Annotated in this window: 13 protein-coding genes; all 13 read left to right on the top strand. The window is 72.1% G+C overall.

Annotation, left to right across the window (positions count from 1 at the left end; genetic code table 11):
* Positions 1-156 precede the first annotated feature (156 nt).
* Complete coding sequence (locus tag ACWDVB_RS05675) at positions 157-2,178, top strand: beta-galactosidase (RefSeq protein ID WP_451514149.1); 2,022 nt, start codon at positions 157-159, stop codon at positions 2,176-2,178.
* A 470-nt stretch (positions 2,179-2,648) separates the two neighbouring features.
* Positions 2,649-4,226 carry a glycosyl hydrolase 53 family protein gene (locus ACWDVB_RS05670; RefSeq protein WP_451514275.1) on the top strand — a complete coding sequence of 526 codons (1,578 nt, stop codon included), beginning with the start codon at positions 2,649-2,651 and terminating at the stop codon, positions 4,224-4,226.
* Positions 4,227-4,346: 120 nt separating this feature from the next.
* Positions 4,347-5,024, top strand: coding sequence for a GntR family transcriptional regulator (locus tag ACWDVB_RS05665; protein WP_451514150.1), 678 nt, complete (start codon positions 4,347-4,349; stop codon positions 5,022-5,024).
* A complete protein-coding gene (locus ACWDVB_RS05660; protein ID WP_451514151.1) occupies positions 5,021-5,941 on the top strand; it encodes a dihydrodipicolinate synthase family protein in 921 nt (306 codons plus the stop codon). The genes ACWDVB_RS05665 and ACWDVB_RS05660 overlap by 4 nt, the downstream gene beginning before the upstream one ends.
* Entirely contained in the window at positions 5,938-7,686 is a 1,749-nt protein-coding gene (gene araD, locus ACWDVB_RS05655) for an L-arabinonate dehydratase (RefSeq protein WP_451514152.1), read from the top strand. The genes ACWDVB_RS05660 and araD overlap by 4 nt, the downstream gene beginning before the upstream one ends.
* A 97-nt stretch (positions 7,687-7,783) precedes the next feature.
* Complete coding sequence (locus ACWDVB_RS05650) at positions 7,784-8,752, top strand: carbohydrate ABC transporter permease (RefSeq protein WP_451514153.1); 969 nt, start codon at positions 7,784-7,786, stop codon at positions 8,750-8,752.
* The gene (locus ACWDVB_RS05645; protein ID WP_451514154.1) at positions 8,749-9,621 is read left to right on the top strand and encodes a carbohydrate ABC transporter permease; all 873 of its coding nucleotides are present in this window, start codon (positions 8,749-8,751) and stop codon (positions 9,619-9,621) included. Before ACWDVB_RS05650 ends, ACWDVB_RS05645 begins: the two co-directional genes overlap by 4 nt.
* A complete protein-coding gene (locus tag ACWDVB_RS05640; RefSeq protein ID WP_451514155.1) occupies positions 9,618-10,859 on the top strand; it encodes a Gfo/Idh/MocA family protein in 1,242 nt (413 codons plus the stop codon). Before ACWDVB_RS05645 ends, ACWDVB_RS05640 begins: the two co-directional genes overlap by 4 nt.
* Positions 10,856-11,716 (top strand): DUF6807 domain-containing protein, encoded by an 861-nt coding sequence (locus ACWDVB_RS05635; protein WP_451514156.1) that lies wholly within the window; start codon positions 10,856-10,858, stop codon positions 11,714-11,716. The genes ACWDVB_RS05640 and ACWDVB_RS05635 overlap by 4 nt, the downstream gene beginning before the upstream one ends.
* Positions 11,717-12,144: 428 nt before the next feature.
* A complete protein-coding gene (locus ACWDVB_RS05630; protein WP_451514157.1) occupies positions 12,145-13,716 on the top strand; it encodes a family 43 glycosylhydrolase in 1,572 nt (523 codons plus the stop codon).
* Complete coding sequence (locus ACWDVB_RS05625; protein ID WP_451514158.1) at positions 13,713-15,062, top strand: ABC transporter substrate-binding protein; 1,350 nt, start codon at positions 13,713-13,715, stop codon at positions 15,060-15,062. The genes ACWDVB_RS05630 and ACWDVB_RS05625 overlap by 4 nt, the downstream gene beginning before the upstream one ends.
* A complete protein-coding gene (locus tag ACWDVB_RS05620; RefSeq protein WP_451514159.1) occupies positions 15,059-15,784 on the top strand; it encodes a rhamnogalacturonan acetylesterase in 726 nt (241 codons plus the stop codon). Before ACWDVB_RS05625 ends, ACWDVB_RS05620 begins: the two co-directional genes overlap by 4 nt.
* On the top strand, positions 15,781-17,094 hold the full coding sequence (locus ACWDVB_RS05615) for a pectate lyase family protein (RefSeq protein WP_451514160.1): 1,314 nt from the start codon (positions 15,781-15,783) through the stop codon (positions 17,092-17,094). The genes ACWDVB_RS05620 and ACWDVB_RS05615 overlap by 4 nt, the downstream gene beginning before the upstream one ends.
* Positions 17,095-17,106: the final 12 nt, after the last annotated feature.

The following is a 17,106-nucleotide window of genomic DNA, read 5'->3' as shown; positions in this document are numbered from 1 at the left end:
GCCTGCTGCGGGTGCCTGCCATGCTTCTGTGAGCGTTCACAGTAGAGAAACATCCAGGACACTTGTCAATGGTTGTTGCCGTGCGGTTATGTTGGGCCGACGCCGCCGAATGTGTGTGTGCACGTTCCCAAATGATCGATTTCCCGGGAGAGATCCATGCCGGACCACGCCCCCAAGGGCCTCGCCCGCCTCGCCTTCGGCGGGGACTACAACCCGGAGCAGTGGCCGGAAACCGTCTGGCGCGAGGACGTCCGGCTGATGCGCGAGGCGGGCGTCACGATGGTGAGCGTCGGGATCTTCTCCTGGGCGCTCCTCGAACCCGCCCCCGGCGCCCACGACTTCGGGTGGCTCGACCGCCTGATCGACCTCCTCCACGAACACGGCATCCGCGTCGACCTCGGTACGCCGACGGTGGCGCCGCCCGCCTGGTTCTACCGCGAACACCCCGACGCGCTGCCCGTCACCGCCGAAGGCGTCCGGTACGAGTTCGGCTCACGCGGCGCCATCTGCCACAGCAGCCCCGCCTACCGCGAGGCCGCCGCCGACATCACCACCCGCCTCGCCATCCGGTACGCGGACCATCCCGCCCTCGCCCTGTGGCACGTGCACAACGAGTACGGGGTGCCCGTCTCCGCCTGCTACTGCGACAACTGCGCCGCCCATTTCCGCCGCTGGCTGGAGAGCACGTACAAGACGGTCGACGCCGTCAACGAAGCCTGGGGCACCGCCTTCTGGGGCCAGCGCTACGCCGACTTCGGGCAGATCAACCCGCCGCGCGCCACACCCACCGTCGGCAACCCCGCACAGGCCCTCGACTACCGGCGCTTCGCCGACGCGACGATGCGCGAGAACTTCGTACGCGAACGCGACATCCTGCACCGCCTCGCGCCCGGCGCCCCCGTCACCACCAACTTCATGACGGCCCTCAGCCAGTGCGACTCCGTCGACTACTGGGCCTGGGGCCGCGAGGTCGACCTCGTCTCCAACGACCACTACCTGATCACCGACGGCCGCCGTACGCACGTCAACCTCGCCATGGCCGCCGACCTGACGCGCTCCGTGGCGGGCGGCGCGCCCTGGCTGCTCATGGAGCACGCCGCCGGCGGCGTCAACTGGCAGCCCCGCAATCCCGCGAAGGCGCCGGGGGAGATGGCCCGCAACTCCCTCGCGCACGTCGCGCGCGGCTCGGACGGGGCCATGTTCTTCCAGTGGCGGCAGTCACGGCGCGGCGCGGAGAAGTTCCACTCGGCGATGCTGCCGCACGCGGGCACGGACTCGCGGCTGTGGCGCGAGGTGGTGCGGCTCGGCTCCGACATCGACGCGCTGGGCGAGCTGCGCGGCACCCGTACCGTCGCCGACGCCGCCATGCTGTGGGACTGGCACTCCTGGTGGGCGCAGGCCCTGGAGTGGCGGCCCAGCGAGGACCACGACGCCCGCGAGCGCGCCGACAGCTTCTACGAGGCGCTGTACGACCGTCACCTCACCGTCGACTTCGCCCACCCCGAGGCCGACTTGTCGGCCTATCCCCTTGTCGTCGTGCCCGCGCTGTACCTCGCCACGGAGGCGACCGCGCGGAACCTCCGGGCGTACGTCGAGGGCGGCGGCACGCTCGTCGTCTCCTACTTCTCCGGGATCGTCGACGAGCACGACGCCGTGCACCCCGGCCCCTACCCGGGTGCCCTGCGGGACGTGCTCGGCCTGACCGTCGAGGAGTTCTCGCCGCTGCTCCAGGGGCAGCGGACGCGGATCACCGGGCCAGGCGGCGCCGAGCTGACCGGTGATGTGTGGACGGAGTCCGTGGTGCCGCGCGGCGCCGAGCCGGTGTGGACGTACGCCGACGGACTGACCGCCGGGCAGCCCGCCGTCACCCGGCACGGGCTCGGCGGAGGCGCCGCCTGGTACGTCTCGACGCGGCTCTCGGCGCACGACCTGGACGCCATCCTCGCCGCCGCCTGCGCGGACGCCGGGCTCGCACCGCGGCCCGAACTCCCGCGCGATGTGGAGGTGGTGACGCGCGCGGGCGAAAGCGGCACGTACCTCTTCGCGATCAACCACACCGGTGACGAGGCGAAGGTGCCGCTGACGGGGGCCGGCAGCGAGCTGCTCGGAGGGGAGCGAGTCGCGGGCCGCCTGGCCGTTCCGGCGGGCGCGGTGCGGGTCGTGCGTCTGGACGACTGACGCTACGTCATCTCGTTTCCGGTCGCAGGCCGTTGGGGCTGTCGTCCGGGGGTTGGCTCCGGTCGTGGTCCGTGGGGGCTGGTGGCCGGGTATTGGCTCTGGCCGCCACCCGTTGGGGCTGTCGTCCGGGGGTTGGCTCCGGTCGTGGTCCATGGGGGCTGGCGGCCGGGTATCGACTCCGGTCGTGGTCCGTGGGGGCTGGCGGCGGCCGGGTATTGGCTCCGGTCGTGGTCCATGCGGGCTGTCGGCCGGACATCGGCTCCGGCTGCAACCCGTCGGGGCTGGCGGCCGGGGATTGGCTCCGGCCGCAACCCGTTGGGACTGGCGGCCGGGTATCGGCTCCGGTCGTGGTCCGTGGGGGACCGCCTGCCGGAACGCGGCTGCGCCGTGCCCGGCCTTCGCACGGCGCCGCTGTACCTACCGCGCCACAACACCTTTCCATGTACCGCGAAGTCGAAGGGACATCGACGATGCACGGCAACAACGGAACACGCACCACGGCCACCGCCACCACTACCGCCACGACCCGCAGAGCCGTTCTGGCCGCCGCTCTCGGGGGCGCCGCCACCCTGGCTCTGCCCGCTCAGGGCGCCCGAGCCGCGAGCGCCCTGGCCAACGGGGGATTCGAGGGTGGACTCACGGGCTGGTCCGCGTACGGCGACACCGGCGCCGCCTTCACCGAGGCGGGTGGCCGCAGCGGCGGTCTGCGCCTCTCCCACTGGGCGTCATCGGCGTACAAGGTCGAGACGTACCAGTACCTCACGGGTCTCGCGGACGGCACGTACACGCTGACGGCCTGGGTCCGCTCCAGCGGCGGGCAGAACGCCGCCTACCTCGCCCTCAAGAGCGGCGCCTCCGAGCAGCGCACCGACCTGCCGCCGACGCCGAACGGCGCGTGGATCCGCCTCGTCACGTCCGTGCGGGTCACCGGCGGAGCCTGCACCGTCCGCCTTGTCTGTGACGCGCACGCGGGGGAGTGGGCCAACTTCGACGACGTCACCCTCGCCCCCGGATCGACGGGGCTCGCGGTCAAGGGCGGTGACGTCTCGACGCTCGCCAAGAACGAGGCGCACGGGGCGACGTACCGCTACGCCGACGGCGCGAGCGGTGACGCGCTGGCGATCCTGGGTGCGGCGGGCATGAACTACGCCCGCCTGAAGGTGTGGGTGGACCCCGCCGACGGCTACAACGGCAAGGCGAAGGTCCTCGCCGTCGCCGAGCGGGCCAAGGCGCGCGGCATGAAGCTGCTGATCGACTTCCACTACTCCGACAGCTGGGCCGACCCCGGCAAGCAGTACAAGCCCGCCGCCTGGGCGTCGCACGGCTACGGCCAGTTGACAAAGGACGTGTACGACCATACGTACGACGTCCTGAGCGCCCTGAAGGCACAGGGCACCACCGCCGACATGGTGCAGATCGGCAACGAACTGAACGCGGGCATGCTCTGGCCCGAGGGCTCCACCGACAATTGGCCGCAACTCGCGGGCCTGTTGAAGTCCGGCGCCCAGGCCGCCAAGGCCGTCTCGTCGGGCACCCAGGTCGCCCTGCACCTCGCCAAGGGCGGCGACAACGCGGGCACGCGCTGGTGGTTCGACCGGGCCGTCTCCCACGGCGTGCCCTTCGACATCATCGCCCTGTCCTACTACGGCTACTGGCACGGCCCGCTCAACGAACTGCAGGTCAACCTCGATGACACGGCGGCCCGTTACCGCAAGCCCGTCCTGGTCGCCGAGACCGCCTACGCGCACACGCTGGCCAACGGCGACGACCTGGAGAACAACGTCGCGAGGACCGACCAGCTCGCCGCGGGCTACCCCGCCACGCCTGCCGGGCAGGCCGCGAACCTGCGGGACGTCATGAACGTCGTGGAGGCCGTCCCCGGCGGCCGCGGGCTCGGCGTCGTGTACTGGGAGCCGGCCTGGACCGCGGTCGACGGCAGCGGCTGGGACCCCGCCGATCCGGCGTCCGGCAACGCGTGGGAGAACCAGGCGCTGTTCGGGTACGACCGGCAACTGCTGACCGCCGCCCGGATGTTCGGGCACCGCTGAGGAATCCGTCGCGCTTCTTTTGTCAGAAGCATTGACGAACTCCGGGCACCCTCTTAGCTTCAACGCGTCGTACTTCGTACGTCATATATGAGACGCGATATGTGAGATCTGAGGGTGCCCATGACGTCCGTCCCGACCCCGACCCCGGCCTCGGCGCCGCCCCCGGTCCCGATCCCGTCGCGCACGCAGTTCGTGCTCGAATCGATCAAACACCGCATCCTGACCGGCGCGTTGAGTCCGGGCCAGCCCCTGATCGAGACGGAGCTCGCCCGCGAGTACGGCGTGTCCAAGACGCCCGTACGGGAGGCCCTGAAGACGCTCGCGGGCACCGGACTCGTCGAGATGAGCCAGTACAAGGGCGCCACCGTACGCACCGTGGACGCCGCCATGGCGCGCGAGGTCTACGACGTGCGGCTGCTGCTTGAGCCCGAGGCGCTGCGCCGCACCGTGCTGCGAGGCGCCCCGCTCGAAGCCGCGCGCGACGCCCTCGTACGGGCGGACGCCGCCGAGGACGCGGCCGAACGCTCGCTGGCCAACCGGGAGTTCCACCGCGCCCTGTACGTCGACTGCGGCAACCCGCTGCTCGGGCGGCTGCTCGACGGGGTGCGGGACCAGGCCGCGCTGGTCTCCGCCGTGGCGTGGGCCGCCGACCCGTCGTGGGCCCGCGAGGCCACCGAGCACGAGCGGATCCTGCGGCTCGCCCTCACCGGTGACCAGGACGGGGCGGCGCGGGCCCTGCATGACCACATCGAGTCGTTCGTACGGCGTGCCTTTCCCGGGGAAGGGGAACTTCAGTGACGTTCGAGACGCATGCGGTGTTCGAGACGCAGCGCACCGCACTCGCCGACGTGGTGGCGATCCCTGTGACGCCCTTCACCGAGGACGGCGGCATCGACCGCGCGGCGCACCGGGTGATCCTGCGGCGGCTGTTGGACGGCGGCGTGCGGACCCTGACGCCGAACGGCAACACCGGCGAGTTCTACGCCCTGTCGCCCCAAGAGCGGCGTGACGTGGTCGAGTCGACTGTCGCGGAGGCGGCCGGGCGGGCCACCGTCCTGGCCGGTGTGGGCCACGACGTGCCGACCGCCGTCGCCGCCGCCCGGCACGCCGGGGAGCACGGGGCGAGCATGGTGATGGTCCATCAGCCCGTCCATCCGTACGTCTCCGACGCCGGATGGGTCGCCTACCACCGGGCGATCGCCGAGGCGGTGCCGGAGCTGGGCGTCGTCCCCTATCTGCGGGACGCGGGCCTGCCCGGCGCGCGCCTCGCCGAGCTGGCCGACGCCTGTCCGAACGTCATCGGCGTGAAGTACGCGGTGCCGGACGCGGCGCGCTTCGCCGGGTTCGCGCGCGACGCGGGCCTCGACCGCTTCATGTGGGTCGCCGGGCTCGCCGAGCCGTACGCGCCCTCGTACTTCTCGGCGGGCGCCACCGGCTTCACCTCGGGGCTCGTGAACGTCGCGCCGGGCCTCTCCCTGCGCATGATCGAAGCGCTTCGAGTCGGTGACCACCCCGAGGCGATGAAGGTGTGGGAGCAGATCCGCCGCTTCGAGGAGCTGCGCGCGGCCGACGGCTCCGCGCACAACGTCACGGTCGTCAAGGAGGCCCTGGCCGTGCTCGGCCTGTGCCGCCGCGACGTACGCGCCCCGAGCAGTCTCCTGCCCGACGCGGGGCGCGCCGAGGTGGCGGCGATCGTCGAGGGGTGGTCCATATGAGCCGCGGACCGGCGGAGGGCGCGCGGCGGGAGCTGCGCAGCGGCCAGTGGTTCGGTGACGGCGTCTCCTCGGGGCTGCGGTCCTTCAGCCACCGCGCCCGCACCCGCCAGCTCGGCTACCTCCCCGAGGAACACCTGGGCAAGCCCGTCATCGCGGTCCTCAACACCTGGTCCGACATCAACCCCTGCCACTCCCACCTGCGCGACCGCGCCCAGGCCGTCAAGCGGGGCGTCTGGCAGGCGGGCGGCTTCCCCCTGGAGTTCCCGGTCTCGACGCTCAGCGAGACCTTCCAGAAGCCGACCCCGATGCTCTACCGCAACCTCCTCGCCATGGAGACCGAGGAGCTGCTCCGCTCCTACCCGGTGGACGGCGCCGTGCTGCTCGGCGGCTGCGACAAGACGACACCCGCGCTGCTCATGGGCGCCGCCAGCGTCGACCTGCCCGCCGTGTTCGTGCCGGCCGGGCCCATGCTGCCCGGACACTGGCGCGGCGAGAGGCTCGGCTCCGGCACCGACATGTGGAAGTACTGGGACGACCACCGCGCCGGGCTCATCGGCGACTGCGAGCTGACCGAACTGGAGAGCGGCCTCGCGCGCTCGCCGGGCCACTGCATGACCATGGGCACCGCGTCGACGCTCACCGCGGCGGCGGAGGCGCTCGGCGTCACCGTGCCCGGCGCCTCGTCCGTCCCGGCGGTCGACTCCGGGCACGACAGGATGGCGGCGGCGTCGGGACTGCGGATCGTCGACCTCGTACGCGAGGACCGCAGGCTGTCCCGGATCCTCACCCCCGACGCCTTCGAGGACGCCGTCACCACGGTGCTCGGACTCGGCGGCTCCACCAACGCCGTCATCCACCTCATCGCGATGGCCGGGCGCGCCGGGGTCAAACTCACCCTCGACGACTTCGACCGGATCGCCCGCACCGTTCCCGTGCTCGCCAACGTCAGGCCGGGCGGCGAGCGGTATCTGATGGAGGACTTCCACTTCGCCGGCGGGCTCCCCGGTTTCCTGTCGCGGATCACCGACCTGCTGCACCTGGACCGCCCCACCGTCGCCCACGACACCCTGCGCGAGCAGCTCGCCGGGGCTCAGGTGCACGACGCGGACGTGATCCGCGCCCGCGACAACCCGGTCGCCGCGGAAGGCGGCGTCGCCGTCCTGCGCGGCAACCTCTGCCCGGACGGCGCCGTCATCAAGCACATCGCCGCCGAGCCGAGGCTGCTCCAGCACACCGGGCCCGCCGTGGTGTTCGACGACTACCGCACGATGCAGCGCACCATCCACGACCCGGCCCTCGGCATCACGCCCGACCACGTCCTCGTCCTGCGCGGCGCGGGCCCCAAGGGCGGGCCCGGCATGCCCGAGTACGGGATGCTCCCCATCCCCGACTACCTGCTCAAGCAGGGCGTGCGGGACATGGTGCGGATCTCCGACGCGCGGATGAGCGGTACGTCGTACGGCGCGTGTGTGCTGCACGTCGCACCCGAGTCGTATGTCGGCGGGCCGCTCGCGCTCGTCCGCGACGGGGATCCCGTCACCCTGGATGTCGCGGGGCGCAGGCTCCAACTCGAAGTGAACGACGCCGAGTTGGAGCGGCGGAGGGGCGAGTGGACGCCGCCGCCCGCCCGGTACGAGCGCGGGTACGGGGCGCTCTACAGCGAGCAGATCACGCAGGCCGACACGGGCTGCGACTTCGCGTTCCTCGCGAGGCCGGGCACGGTGCCGGACCCGTACGCGGGCTGACCCTTCCCGCCCCGTCCCGCCCCGCCCCCCTATGTCTGAAATCTCGAACACCGTGCGGAAAGCGCTTCACCCGCACATCCACGATCGGAGAAGTGTCATGGCCCAGGCCGCAGCCGTGGCGAAGCCACCGCCAAGCACCGCGCAGCCGCCGCCCGACAAGGCGAGGCGGCACAAGCGGCGGCGGGTCGGGGCGACCCCGCGCCGCCTCCCGTATCTGCTGATCGCCCCCGCCGCCCTGCTGATGCTCGGCTTCATCGCGTATCCGGTGGTCAGCGTCTTCTACTACAGCCTGCGGCACTACAACCCCACCAAGCCGTGGCGGAACGGCTTCGCGGGCCTCGACAACTTCGTCACCGCCTTCACCGACGACCCGCAGTTCTGGACCACCCTCGGCTTCAGCCTCCAGTGGGTGGCCGTCGAGATCGTGCTGCAACTGCTGCTCGGGCTCGCGCTCGCGCTGCTCGTCAACCAGACCTTCGTGGGGCGCGCGATGGCCCGCGCCCTGGTCTTCTCGCCGTGGGCCGTCTCCGGCGTCCTCACCTCGACCATCTGGCTGCTGATCTTCAACTCCCAGACGGGCATCACGCGTTACCTCGCCGACGTCGGCATCGGCTCGTACGGAACGTCCTGGCTCTCCGACACCGGCACGGTCTTCCCCGCCGTCGTCGTCGCCGAACTCTGGCGCGGCGTCCCCTTCTTCGCGATCCTCATCCTCGCCGACCTCCAGTCCGTCTCCAAGGACCTCTACGAGGCGGCCGAGGTGGACGGCGCGAGCCGCTGGCGGCAGTTCTTCCACATCACGCTGCCGCACCTGAAGGACGCGATCATCCTCTCCACGCTGCTGCGCGCGGTCTGGGAGTTCAACAACGTCGACCTGCTCTACACCCTCACCGGCGGCGGTCCGGCCGGCGAGACGACGACGCTGCCGCTGCGCATCGCGTCCATCGCCGTGGACTCGCACGACTTCGGCTACGCGTCCGCGCTGACCGCCATCGCCTTCGTGATCCTTCTCTTCTGCTCGCTGCTCTATCTGCGGCTCAGCAAGTTCGGGGGCCAGGACAAATGACCGCCACGCTCACCGCTCCGCGCAAGGCCCGGGAGACCACCAAGGCCCGGGAGACCACCATCGGGCGGACGCCCCGCTGGCAGATCTACACACCCCTCGGGCTGTACCTGCTCTTCACCCTCATCCCCTTCTACTGGATCCTGCTCTTCGCGGTCCGCCCCACCGGCTCCACCTCGCTCGTGCCGTGGCCCGTCACCTTCGAGCACTTCGACAAGGTGTGGACCGAGCGCAGCTTCGCCACGTTCTTCCAGAACAGCCTGCTCGTCGGTGTCGTCTCCATGGTGATGACCACGCTCGTCGCCCTCGCGGGCGGCTACGCGCTGGCCCGCTTCGACTTCCGGATCAAGCGCGCCTTCATGCTGGCGCTGCTCTGCTCGCAGTTCATCCCGGGCGCGCTGATGCTCGTACCGCTCTTCGAGATCTTCGCCGAGCTGCGGATGATCAACTCGCTGGCCAGCGTCGTCATCGCCGAGACCGTCTTCCAGCTGCCCCTGTCGATGATCCTCATCAGCGGCTTCATCAGGAACGTGCCCTACGTCCTGGAGGAGGCCGCCTGGGTCGACGGCTGCGGACGCTTCCGCGCGTTCTGCGCCGTCGTCCTGCCGATGCTGCGGCCCGGCCTGATCGCGGTCGGCTCCTTCGCCTTCGTGCACAGCTGGAACCACTTCCTCTTCGCCCTGATGTTCCTCAGCGACCAGGGCAAGCAGACGATCCCGGTGGGTCTGGCCACGCTGATGGGCGCCGACAGCGTCGACCTCGGCGCGCTCGCCGCCGGTGGTGTCGTCGCCGCGGTGCCCGTCGTCATCGTCTTCGCGTTCATCCAGAAGTGGCTGGTCACCGGGTTCAGCGCCGGGGCGGTGAAGGGATGAGCGCCCCGGCCCGGGACCTTCGCCTCCCGCTGCCCGTCGTCCTCGCGGGGGCCCGCGGGCACGGCCGCTGGCACCTGGAGAACATCCGCCGCCTCCAAGGGCTCGGTCTGGTCCGCCTGGCGGGCGTCTGCGAGCTGAAGCCGCTGGTGGGCGAGGAACTCGTCGGCCTCGGCGGCGCGGTCGAGCAGTCCGACGACTTCGCCGGGCTCCTCGACTCGACCGGCGCCGCCGTCGCCGTCGTCTGCACGCCCATCCCGACCCACACCGAACTGGCGCTGGCCGCCGCGCGGCGCGGCGTCCACCTGCTCCTGGAGAAGCCCCCGGCCCCCTCCTACGCGGAGTTCCGGCGGATGGCCGACGGGGCGGAAGCGGCCGGGACCGCCGTCCAGATCGGCTTCCAGTCGCTCGGCTCGCACGCCGTCCCGGCCATCCGCAGGATCGTCGCAGAGGGGGCGATCGGCGAGGTGACCGGCGTGGGCGGGGCCGGTGCGTGGGTGCGGGACGAGGCCTACTTCCGGCGGGCGCCCTGGGCCGGGCACCGCCGCCTCGACGGCGTGGACGTGGTCGACGGCGTCCTGACCAACCCCCTCGCGCACGCCGTCGCCACCGCCCTCGCCCTGGCGGGCAGCACGGCCGCCGAGGACGTCAAGGCCGTGGAGACCGAGCTCTTCCGCGCCAACGCCATCGAGTCCGACGACACGTCGTGCGTACGTGTGTCCACGGCGGGCGGCGGCCGGGTGACCGTCGCCGCGACGCTCTGCGCGGAGGCGGCGCAGGAGCCGTACGTCGTGGTGCACGGCACGGAGGGGCGCGTCACCTTCTGGTACAAGCAGGACCGCGTGCAGGTGCGGCGCGGTGCCGCGGGGGCCACGGGGGTCGCCGGGGTCTCGGAGACAGCGGGCGCACCCGCCCTGTACGGCAGGACCGACCTCCTGGAGAACCTGGTCGAGCACCTCATGGGCCGCGCCGAACTCCTTGTGCCGCCCGCCGCCACCGGCGCGTTCATGCGGGTCGTCGAGGCGGTGCGGCTCGCGCCCGACCCGGTCGCGCTGCCCGCCGAAGCGTGGCGCCCGGAGCCCGGCGGGAGCGCCGGCCGCCGGGTCGTGCAGGGCATCGACGGCCTGATCGCGGTCGCCGCCGACACGCTCTGCCTCTACTCCGAACTGGGCGCCTCCTGGGCCCGCCGCCCACCCGGACTTCCCCACGGCGACATTCACAACGAGGTGAGTACGTCATGAACACATCCCCGCACCACCCACCCGGCTCCCATGTGCTGCGCTGCGCGGGACGCGCGGTCGCCCGCTATGTCGTCCGGCCCGAACTGGACCGGAGCATGTCGCCCCGCCCCTATCTGCACCCCGTCACCACGCTCTGCGGGACGGCCGTCACCGAACTGAGCCCCGACGACCACCCGCACCACCTCGGGGCCGGTGTCGCGGTGCCCGACGTGGCGGGACGCAACTTCTGGGGCGGGCGGACCTTCGTACGCGACCAGGGGCCGATGGAGCTGGACAACCACGGAGTCCAGCACCACCAGAGCTTCAAGCTGCACGACCCCGACGGCTTCGTCCAGGAGATCGCCTGGGCGGCGGACGGCGACGTGCTGCTGCGCGAGCGGCGCACCGTAGCGGCCGTCGAACTCACCGACGCGGCATGGGCGTTGGACCTCACCTTCTCGCTCACCAACGCGACCGGCGCCGAGCTGACGATCGGCAGTCCGGCGACCAACGGCCGCCCCGGCGCCGCGTACGGCGGCTTCTTCTGGCGCGCCCCCAAGGCGGCGGCGCCCCCGCGGGTCTTCACCGCCGAGGCCGAGGGCGAGGAGGCCGCGCACGCCGCCCGCGCGGAGTGGCTGGCGCTGGCCGGCGACGGCTGGACGCTGGTGTTCGCCGGGGCCACGGCACAGACGCGCCGCGACCCGTGGTTCGTACGCGCCGCCGAGTACCCGGGCGTCGGCTCCTCCCTGGCCTCCACCGCCCGCCTGCCCCTCGCCCCGCACGACACCCTCGTACGCCGCGTCGTCACCGTCGTGGCCGACGGCACCCTGGACCGCCCCGGGGCGGCGGCGCTGATCCGCAAGGCGGTGACGGCGTGAGTGCGGCCGAGAGATCCGGCGGTGCCCGGCGGGGGACTGCCACCGATGCCCGGACGGCGTCGGCCTTGCCGTCGGCCGGGGCGGAGGCGTCGGGCGGTGGTGGGGCTGTGTCGGGCGGGGTTGGGCAGGTGGCTGCCACGGCCAGTGCCGGGGTTCGGGCGGAGTCGGCCTCCCCGTCGGGCGGTGGTGGGGCTGTGTCGGGCGGGGTTGGGCAGGTGGCTGCCACGGCCAGTGCCGAGGTTCGGGCGGCGTCGGCCTCCCCGTCGGGCGGTGGTGGGGCTGTGTCGGGCGGGGTTGGGCAGGTGGCTGCCACGGCCAGTGCCGAGGTTCGGGCGGCGTCGGCCTTGCCGTCGGCCGGGGCTCCGGGCGTGTCGGGTGGTGGTTCGGCCGCACGGGCCCGCGCTCTCCCGGCGTCGGCCGCCGATGCCGTGCCCACCCCCTCCGGTGCCCGGCCCACCGTCGACCTCGGCGACGGTACCTACCGCAATCCCGTTCTCGCCGCCGACTGGTCCGACCCGGACGTGTTGCGGGTCGGGGACGACTTCTATCTCACCGCGTCCAGCTTCGGCCGGGCCCCCGGTCTGCCGCTGCTGCACTCCCGCGACCTCGTCAACTGGACGCTGATCGGCCACGCCCTGGACCGTCTTGAACCGGCCGAGGCCTTTGCCGCGCCCCGGCACGACTGCGGGGTGTGGGCGCCGTCCCTGCGCCACCACGACGGGCGCTTCTGGATCTTCTGGGGGGATCCCGATCACGGTGTCCATCAAGTGAACGCCCCGCGGATACGCGGGCCTTGGAGTCGGCCCCACCTCCTCAAGGCCGGCAAGGGGCTCATCGATCCCTGCCCCCTGTGGGACGAGGAGAGCGGCTCCGCGTATCTCGTGCACGCCTGGGCCAAGTCGCGTTCCGGCGTGAAGAACCGGCTCACCGGCCACCGGATGAGCCCGGACGGACGCGAACTGCTCGACGAGGGGCAGGTGCTCGTCGACGGCGACCGTATCCCCGGCTGGTTCACCATCGAGGGGCCGAAGCTGTACCGGCACGACGGCTGGTTCTGGATCCTCGCCCCGGCGGGAGGCGTGGCGACCGGCTGGCAGGGCGCGTTCAGGGCTCGGAGCTTCCACGGGCCCTACGAGCGGCGGATCGTCCTCCAGCAGGGCGAAACCCCCGTCAACGGGCCGCACCAGGGCGGCTGGGTGCGTACCGCCACCGGCGAGGACTGGTTCCTGCACTTCCAGCAGCGCGGCGCGTACGGCCGCGTCGTCCACCTCCAGCCCATGCGGTGGGGCGCCGACGGCTGGCCGGTGCTCGGGAACGACGGCGCCCCCGTCGACGTACACCGGAAACCCGATCTGCCGCCGCAGCCCCCGTCCGCCCCGGCCACCAACGACGACTTCCCCGGCGGGCGGCACGGCCTCCAGTGGCAGTGGACCGCCAACCCCCGCACCGGATGGGCCACTTCGCACTCCGGGGACGGGCTGCGCCTCGCCTGCGTCCGCACCGCGCGCGCCGACGACGTACGCGCCCTGCCGCACACGCTCACCCAGCGCCTGCCCCTGAGGCCCTGCACCGTCGAGGTCGAGCTGCGCCTGGACGCCGAAGCGCCGGGCGCCCGCGCCGGGTTGGCGGTGCTCGGCGACGCGTACTCCTGGGTCGGCCTGGAGCGGGGCGAGGACGGGACGGCCCGGCTCGTGCACCGGTTCGCCGAAGCGGGCGCGGAGGCGGAGCGGGACGCCGCGCCGCCGCGCCCGGCACCGAACGGCACGGCCCGGCTGCGCGTCGAGATCACCGACGGCGCCCGCTGCCGCTTCCACGCCGACACCGGCGACGGCTTCCGGCCCACGGACGGGCCGGTCTTCGCCGCGACGCCCTGGCGCTGGGTCGGCGCACTGCTCGGCCTGTTCGCGGCGGCGCCCGCGGGCGAGGGGCCGACGGGCACGGCCCTGTTCACGCACTTCCGGATCACTCACCGAAACGCAACCCAAGAAGAGAGCCGATGAGGACCATGAGCATGAACGCGCACGCCGGACGCCGCACCACCGCCGCCCTCGCCCTGACCACCGCCCTCGCCCTGACCGCCACCGCCTGCGGTGACGACGGCAGCGGAGCGGCGGGGGACAAGGGCGGCGAGGGCAGCGGCAAGGGAGAGATCGTCTTTTGGGACAACAACACCGCCGTCCGCCAGGACATCTGGATGGAGATCATCGAGGACTTCGAGAAGGAGAACCCCGACATCGACGTCAAGTACGTCGGGGTGCCCGCCGAGAACGTCCAGTCCAAGTACGACACCGCCATCCAGGGCGGCGGCCTCCCCGACGTCGGCGGCGTCGGCGCCGCGATGCTCGCCGGGATCGCGGCGCAGGACGCCCTCGAACCGCTGGACAAGCGCGTCGAGAAGAGCACGCTGGAGGGCAGACTGACGTCGGCGATGGTCGACAGCGTCCGCTCGGCGGGCGGCGGCGTCGAGCTGTACACCGTCCCGACGTCCGCGAGCAACGGCGTCCTGTACTACCGCACCGACCTCTTCAAGGCCGCGGGCCTGGACGCGCCCACCACCTGGAACAAGTTCTACGAAGCAGCCGAGAAGCTCACCGACAGGGACAACAACCGCTTCGGCTACACCATCCGCGGCGGCGAGGGCTCCATCGCGCAGGCCCTCGACGCGATGTACGGGCAGTCCGGCATCGGCGACTTCTGGGACGGCGACGAGACGACCGTCAACGACCCCAAGAACGTGGCCGCGCTGAAGAAGTACGCCGCCCTCTACAAGAAGGCCACGCCCTCCGCCGACCTCAACAACGACTTCACCAAGATGGTGGCCCAGTGGGACAGCGGCCAGATCGGCATGCTCAGCCACAACCTCGGCTCCTACCAGGACCACGTGAAGGCGCTCGGCGAGGACAAGTTCCGGGGCCTGCCCAACCCCACGACGGACGCGGGCGTACGCGTCCAGGTGTCCAACCCCGTCGACGGGCTCGGCCTCTTCAAGTCGAGCAAGAAGAAGAAGGCCGCCTGGAAGTTCATCGAGTTCGCCGCCTCGCACAAGTCCAACAGCAAGTGGAACGAGTCGGCGGGCGCCATCCCCGCCAACACCGAGGCCGCCAAGGACTCCTGGGTGAAGAAGTCCGAGCCCACCAAGCTCGCCGCCGAAGCCCTCAACGACGGCTCCCTCAAGATCGTGCAGCTGCCGTACCACCTGCCCGACTGGAACACCATCAGCAAGGCCGAGAACGAGCCGAACTTCCAGAAGGTCCTGCTCGGCAAGATGTCCGCCAAGGACTTCCTCGACTCGCTCGCCGAGCAGCTCAACGAGGCGCAGGCCGAGTGGAAGAAGGAGCACCAGTGACCGCCGCGGGCCCCGGCCGGCGCACCCTGTACATCGCGGGCGACTCCACCGCCGCACAGAAGTACCGGCCCGCCGCCCCCGAGACGGGCTGGGGCATGGCCCTGCCGTTCTTCCTGCGCCCCGCCCTGCCGGTCGCCAACCACGCGGTGAACGGCCGGAGTTCGAAGAGCTTCGTCGACGAGGGCCGCCTCACCGCGATCCTCGACAGGATCGGCCCCGGCGACCTCCTCCTGATCCAGTTCGGCCACAACGACGCGAAGCACGAGGACCCCGTCCGGTACACCGAGCCGTGGACGACCTACCAGGAGTACCTGCGTCAGTACGTCGCCGGGGCGCGGGCGCGTGGCGCGCGCCCCGTGCTGCTCACCTCCGTGGAACGCCGGCGCTTCGACGAGGGCGGCACCGCCGTGCCCACCCACGGCGACTACCCGGACGCGATGCGGGCGCTGGCCGCCGACGAGGGGGCCGCGCTCCTCGACATCCAGGCGCTGTCCCTCGCGCTGTGGGACAAGCTCGGTGCCGAGGAGACCAAGCGGTACTTCAACTGGACCGCGTCCGAACAGGACAACACCCACTTCAACCCGCCCGGCGCGATCGCCGTGGCCCGCCTCGTCGCGGCGGAGCTGCTGCACCGCAGGGTGCTCGCCCCGGGCGATGTGCGCCGCCTCGACGACGCGGTCCCGGAGACCTGGATCACCTGGCCGACGGAGGAGAGACCATGACGACGCGTGTCCGTTCCACCCTGCTCGTCCGCTCCACCCTGCTCGCGGGCTGCACGGCCCTCACCCTCACCGTCGCGGTCCTCGCCGTCCCCGCCGCAGCGGCGGCGCACCCGGCACCCGCCCGCGACACCCTCCCCGCACGTGACGGCTGGGCGTCCGCCGACGGCGGCACCACCGGCGGCGCGGGCGCGGGCGCCGCCCGCACCCACACGGTCACCACCTGGGCCGAGTTCAGGGCCGCGCTCGCCGCGGGCGGCGACGGGCCCCGGATCATCAAGGTCAAGGGGACGCTGGACGCCACGGGGGCGGGCGGCTGCGCGGCGTTCGAGGCGGAGGGGTACGACTTCAACAAGTACCTCGCCGCGTACGACCCCGCCGTGTGGGGCAGGGACCGGCCGGTCAGCGGCGAGCAGGAGGACCTGCGCGCGGCCTCGGCGGCCCGGCAGGCCGCGGCCGTCAAGGCGTACATCCCCTCCGACACAACCGTCGTGGGTGTCGGCGCGAACGCCGGGGTCGTGGGCGGCAGCCTCCAGATCAAGGACGCGGACAACGTGATCGTCCGCGACCTCACGCTGGAGAGCCCCCTCGACTGCTTCCCGCAGTGGGACCCCACGGACGGCGCGCGGGGCGCCTGGAACTCGGAGTACGACAGCGCGGTGGTGTACGGCTCCACGCACGTCTGGCTGGACCACAACACCTTCACCGACGGCGCCCACCCCGACAGCTCGCTGCCCTCCTACTACGGAGAGCTCTACCAGCGGCACGACGGCGAGCTGGACGTCGTACGGGGCGCCGACCTCGTCACCGTCTCCTGGAACGTCTTCGCCGACCACGACAAAACGCTCATGATCGGCAACAGTGACAGCGCGGGCGCCACCGACCGCGGCAGACTCCGCGTCACGCTCCACCACAACCTCTTCCGGAACATCGTCGAGCGCGCCCCGCGCGTGCGCTTCGGCAAGGTCGACGCCTACAACAACCACTTCGTCGTCCCGCGCGACGGCTACCAGTACTCCTTCGGTATCGGCGCCGAGTCCCAACTCGTCGGCGAGTTCAACGCGTTCACCCTGCCGGGCGGAGTCGGTACCGGGCGCATCCTGAAGAAGTGGAAGGAGGCGCCCGTCACCGCCGACCACAACTACGTGAACGGCAAGCGCGCCGACCTGATCGCCGCCCACAACGCGGAGTTCCCCGAGGAGACGCTCCAGTCCGGCGCGGGATGGACCCCGCGCCTGCGCACCCACGTCGACCACCCGCGCGCGGTGCCGCACGTGGTGACGCACGGAGCGGGCGCGGACAAGCTCCGCTGACCCCCCGGGCCA

This window comes from Streptomyces sp. NPDC003379, assembly GCF_053589195.1.
This window is presented reverse-complemented; position numbering and strand designations above follow the sequence as displayed.

Excerpts from the sequence above, each read along its gene's own strand:
- ACWDVB_RS05675 (WP_451514149.1), top strand. The coding sequence starts at position 157 with ATGCCGGACCACGCCCCCAAGGGCCTCGCCCGCCTCGCCTTCGGCGGG.
- ACWDVB_RS05670 (WP_451514275.1), top strand. The coding sequence starts at position 2,649 with ATGCACGGCAACAACGGAACACGCACCACGGCCACCGCCACCACTACC.
- ACWDVB_RS05665 (WP_451514150.1), top strand. The coding sequence starts at position 4,347 with ATGACGTCCGTCCCGACCCCGACCCCGGCCTCGGCGCCGCCCCCGGTC.
- araD (WP_451514152.1), top strand. The coding sequence starts at position 5,938 with ATGAGCCGCGGACCGGCGGAGGGCGCGCGGCGGGAGCTGCGCAGCGGC.
- ACWDVB_RS05650 (WP_451514153.1), top strand. The coding sequence starts at position 7,784 with ATGGCCCAGGCCGCAGCCGTGGCGAAGCCACCGCCAAGCACCGCGCAG.
- ACWDVB_RS05645 (WP_451514154.1), top strand. The coding sequence starts at position 8,749 with ATGACCGCCACGCTCACCGCTCCGCGCAAGGCCCGGGAGACCACCAAG.
- ACWDVB_RS05640 (WP_451514155.1), top strand. The coding sequence starts at position 9,618 with ATGAGCGCCCCGGCCCGGGACCTTCGCCTCCCGCTGCCCGTCGTCCTC.
- ACWDVB_RS05635 (WP_451514156.1), top strand. The coding sequence starts at position 10,856 with ATGAACACATCCCCGCACCACCCACCCGGCTCCCATGTGCTGCGCTGC.
- ACWDVB_RS05625 (WP_451514158.1), top strand. The coding sequence starts at position 13,713 with ATGAGGACCATGAGCATGAACGCGCACGCCGGACGCCGCACCACCGCC.
- ACWDVB_RS05615 (WP_451514160.1), top strand. The coding sequence starts at position 15,781 with ATGACGACGCGTGTCCGTTCCACCCTGCTCGTCCGCTCCACCCTGCTC.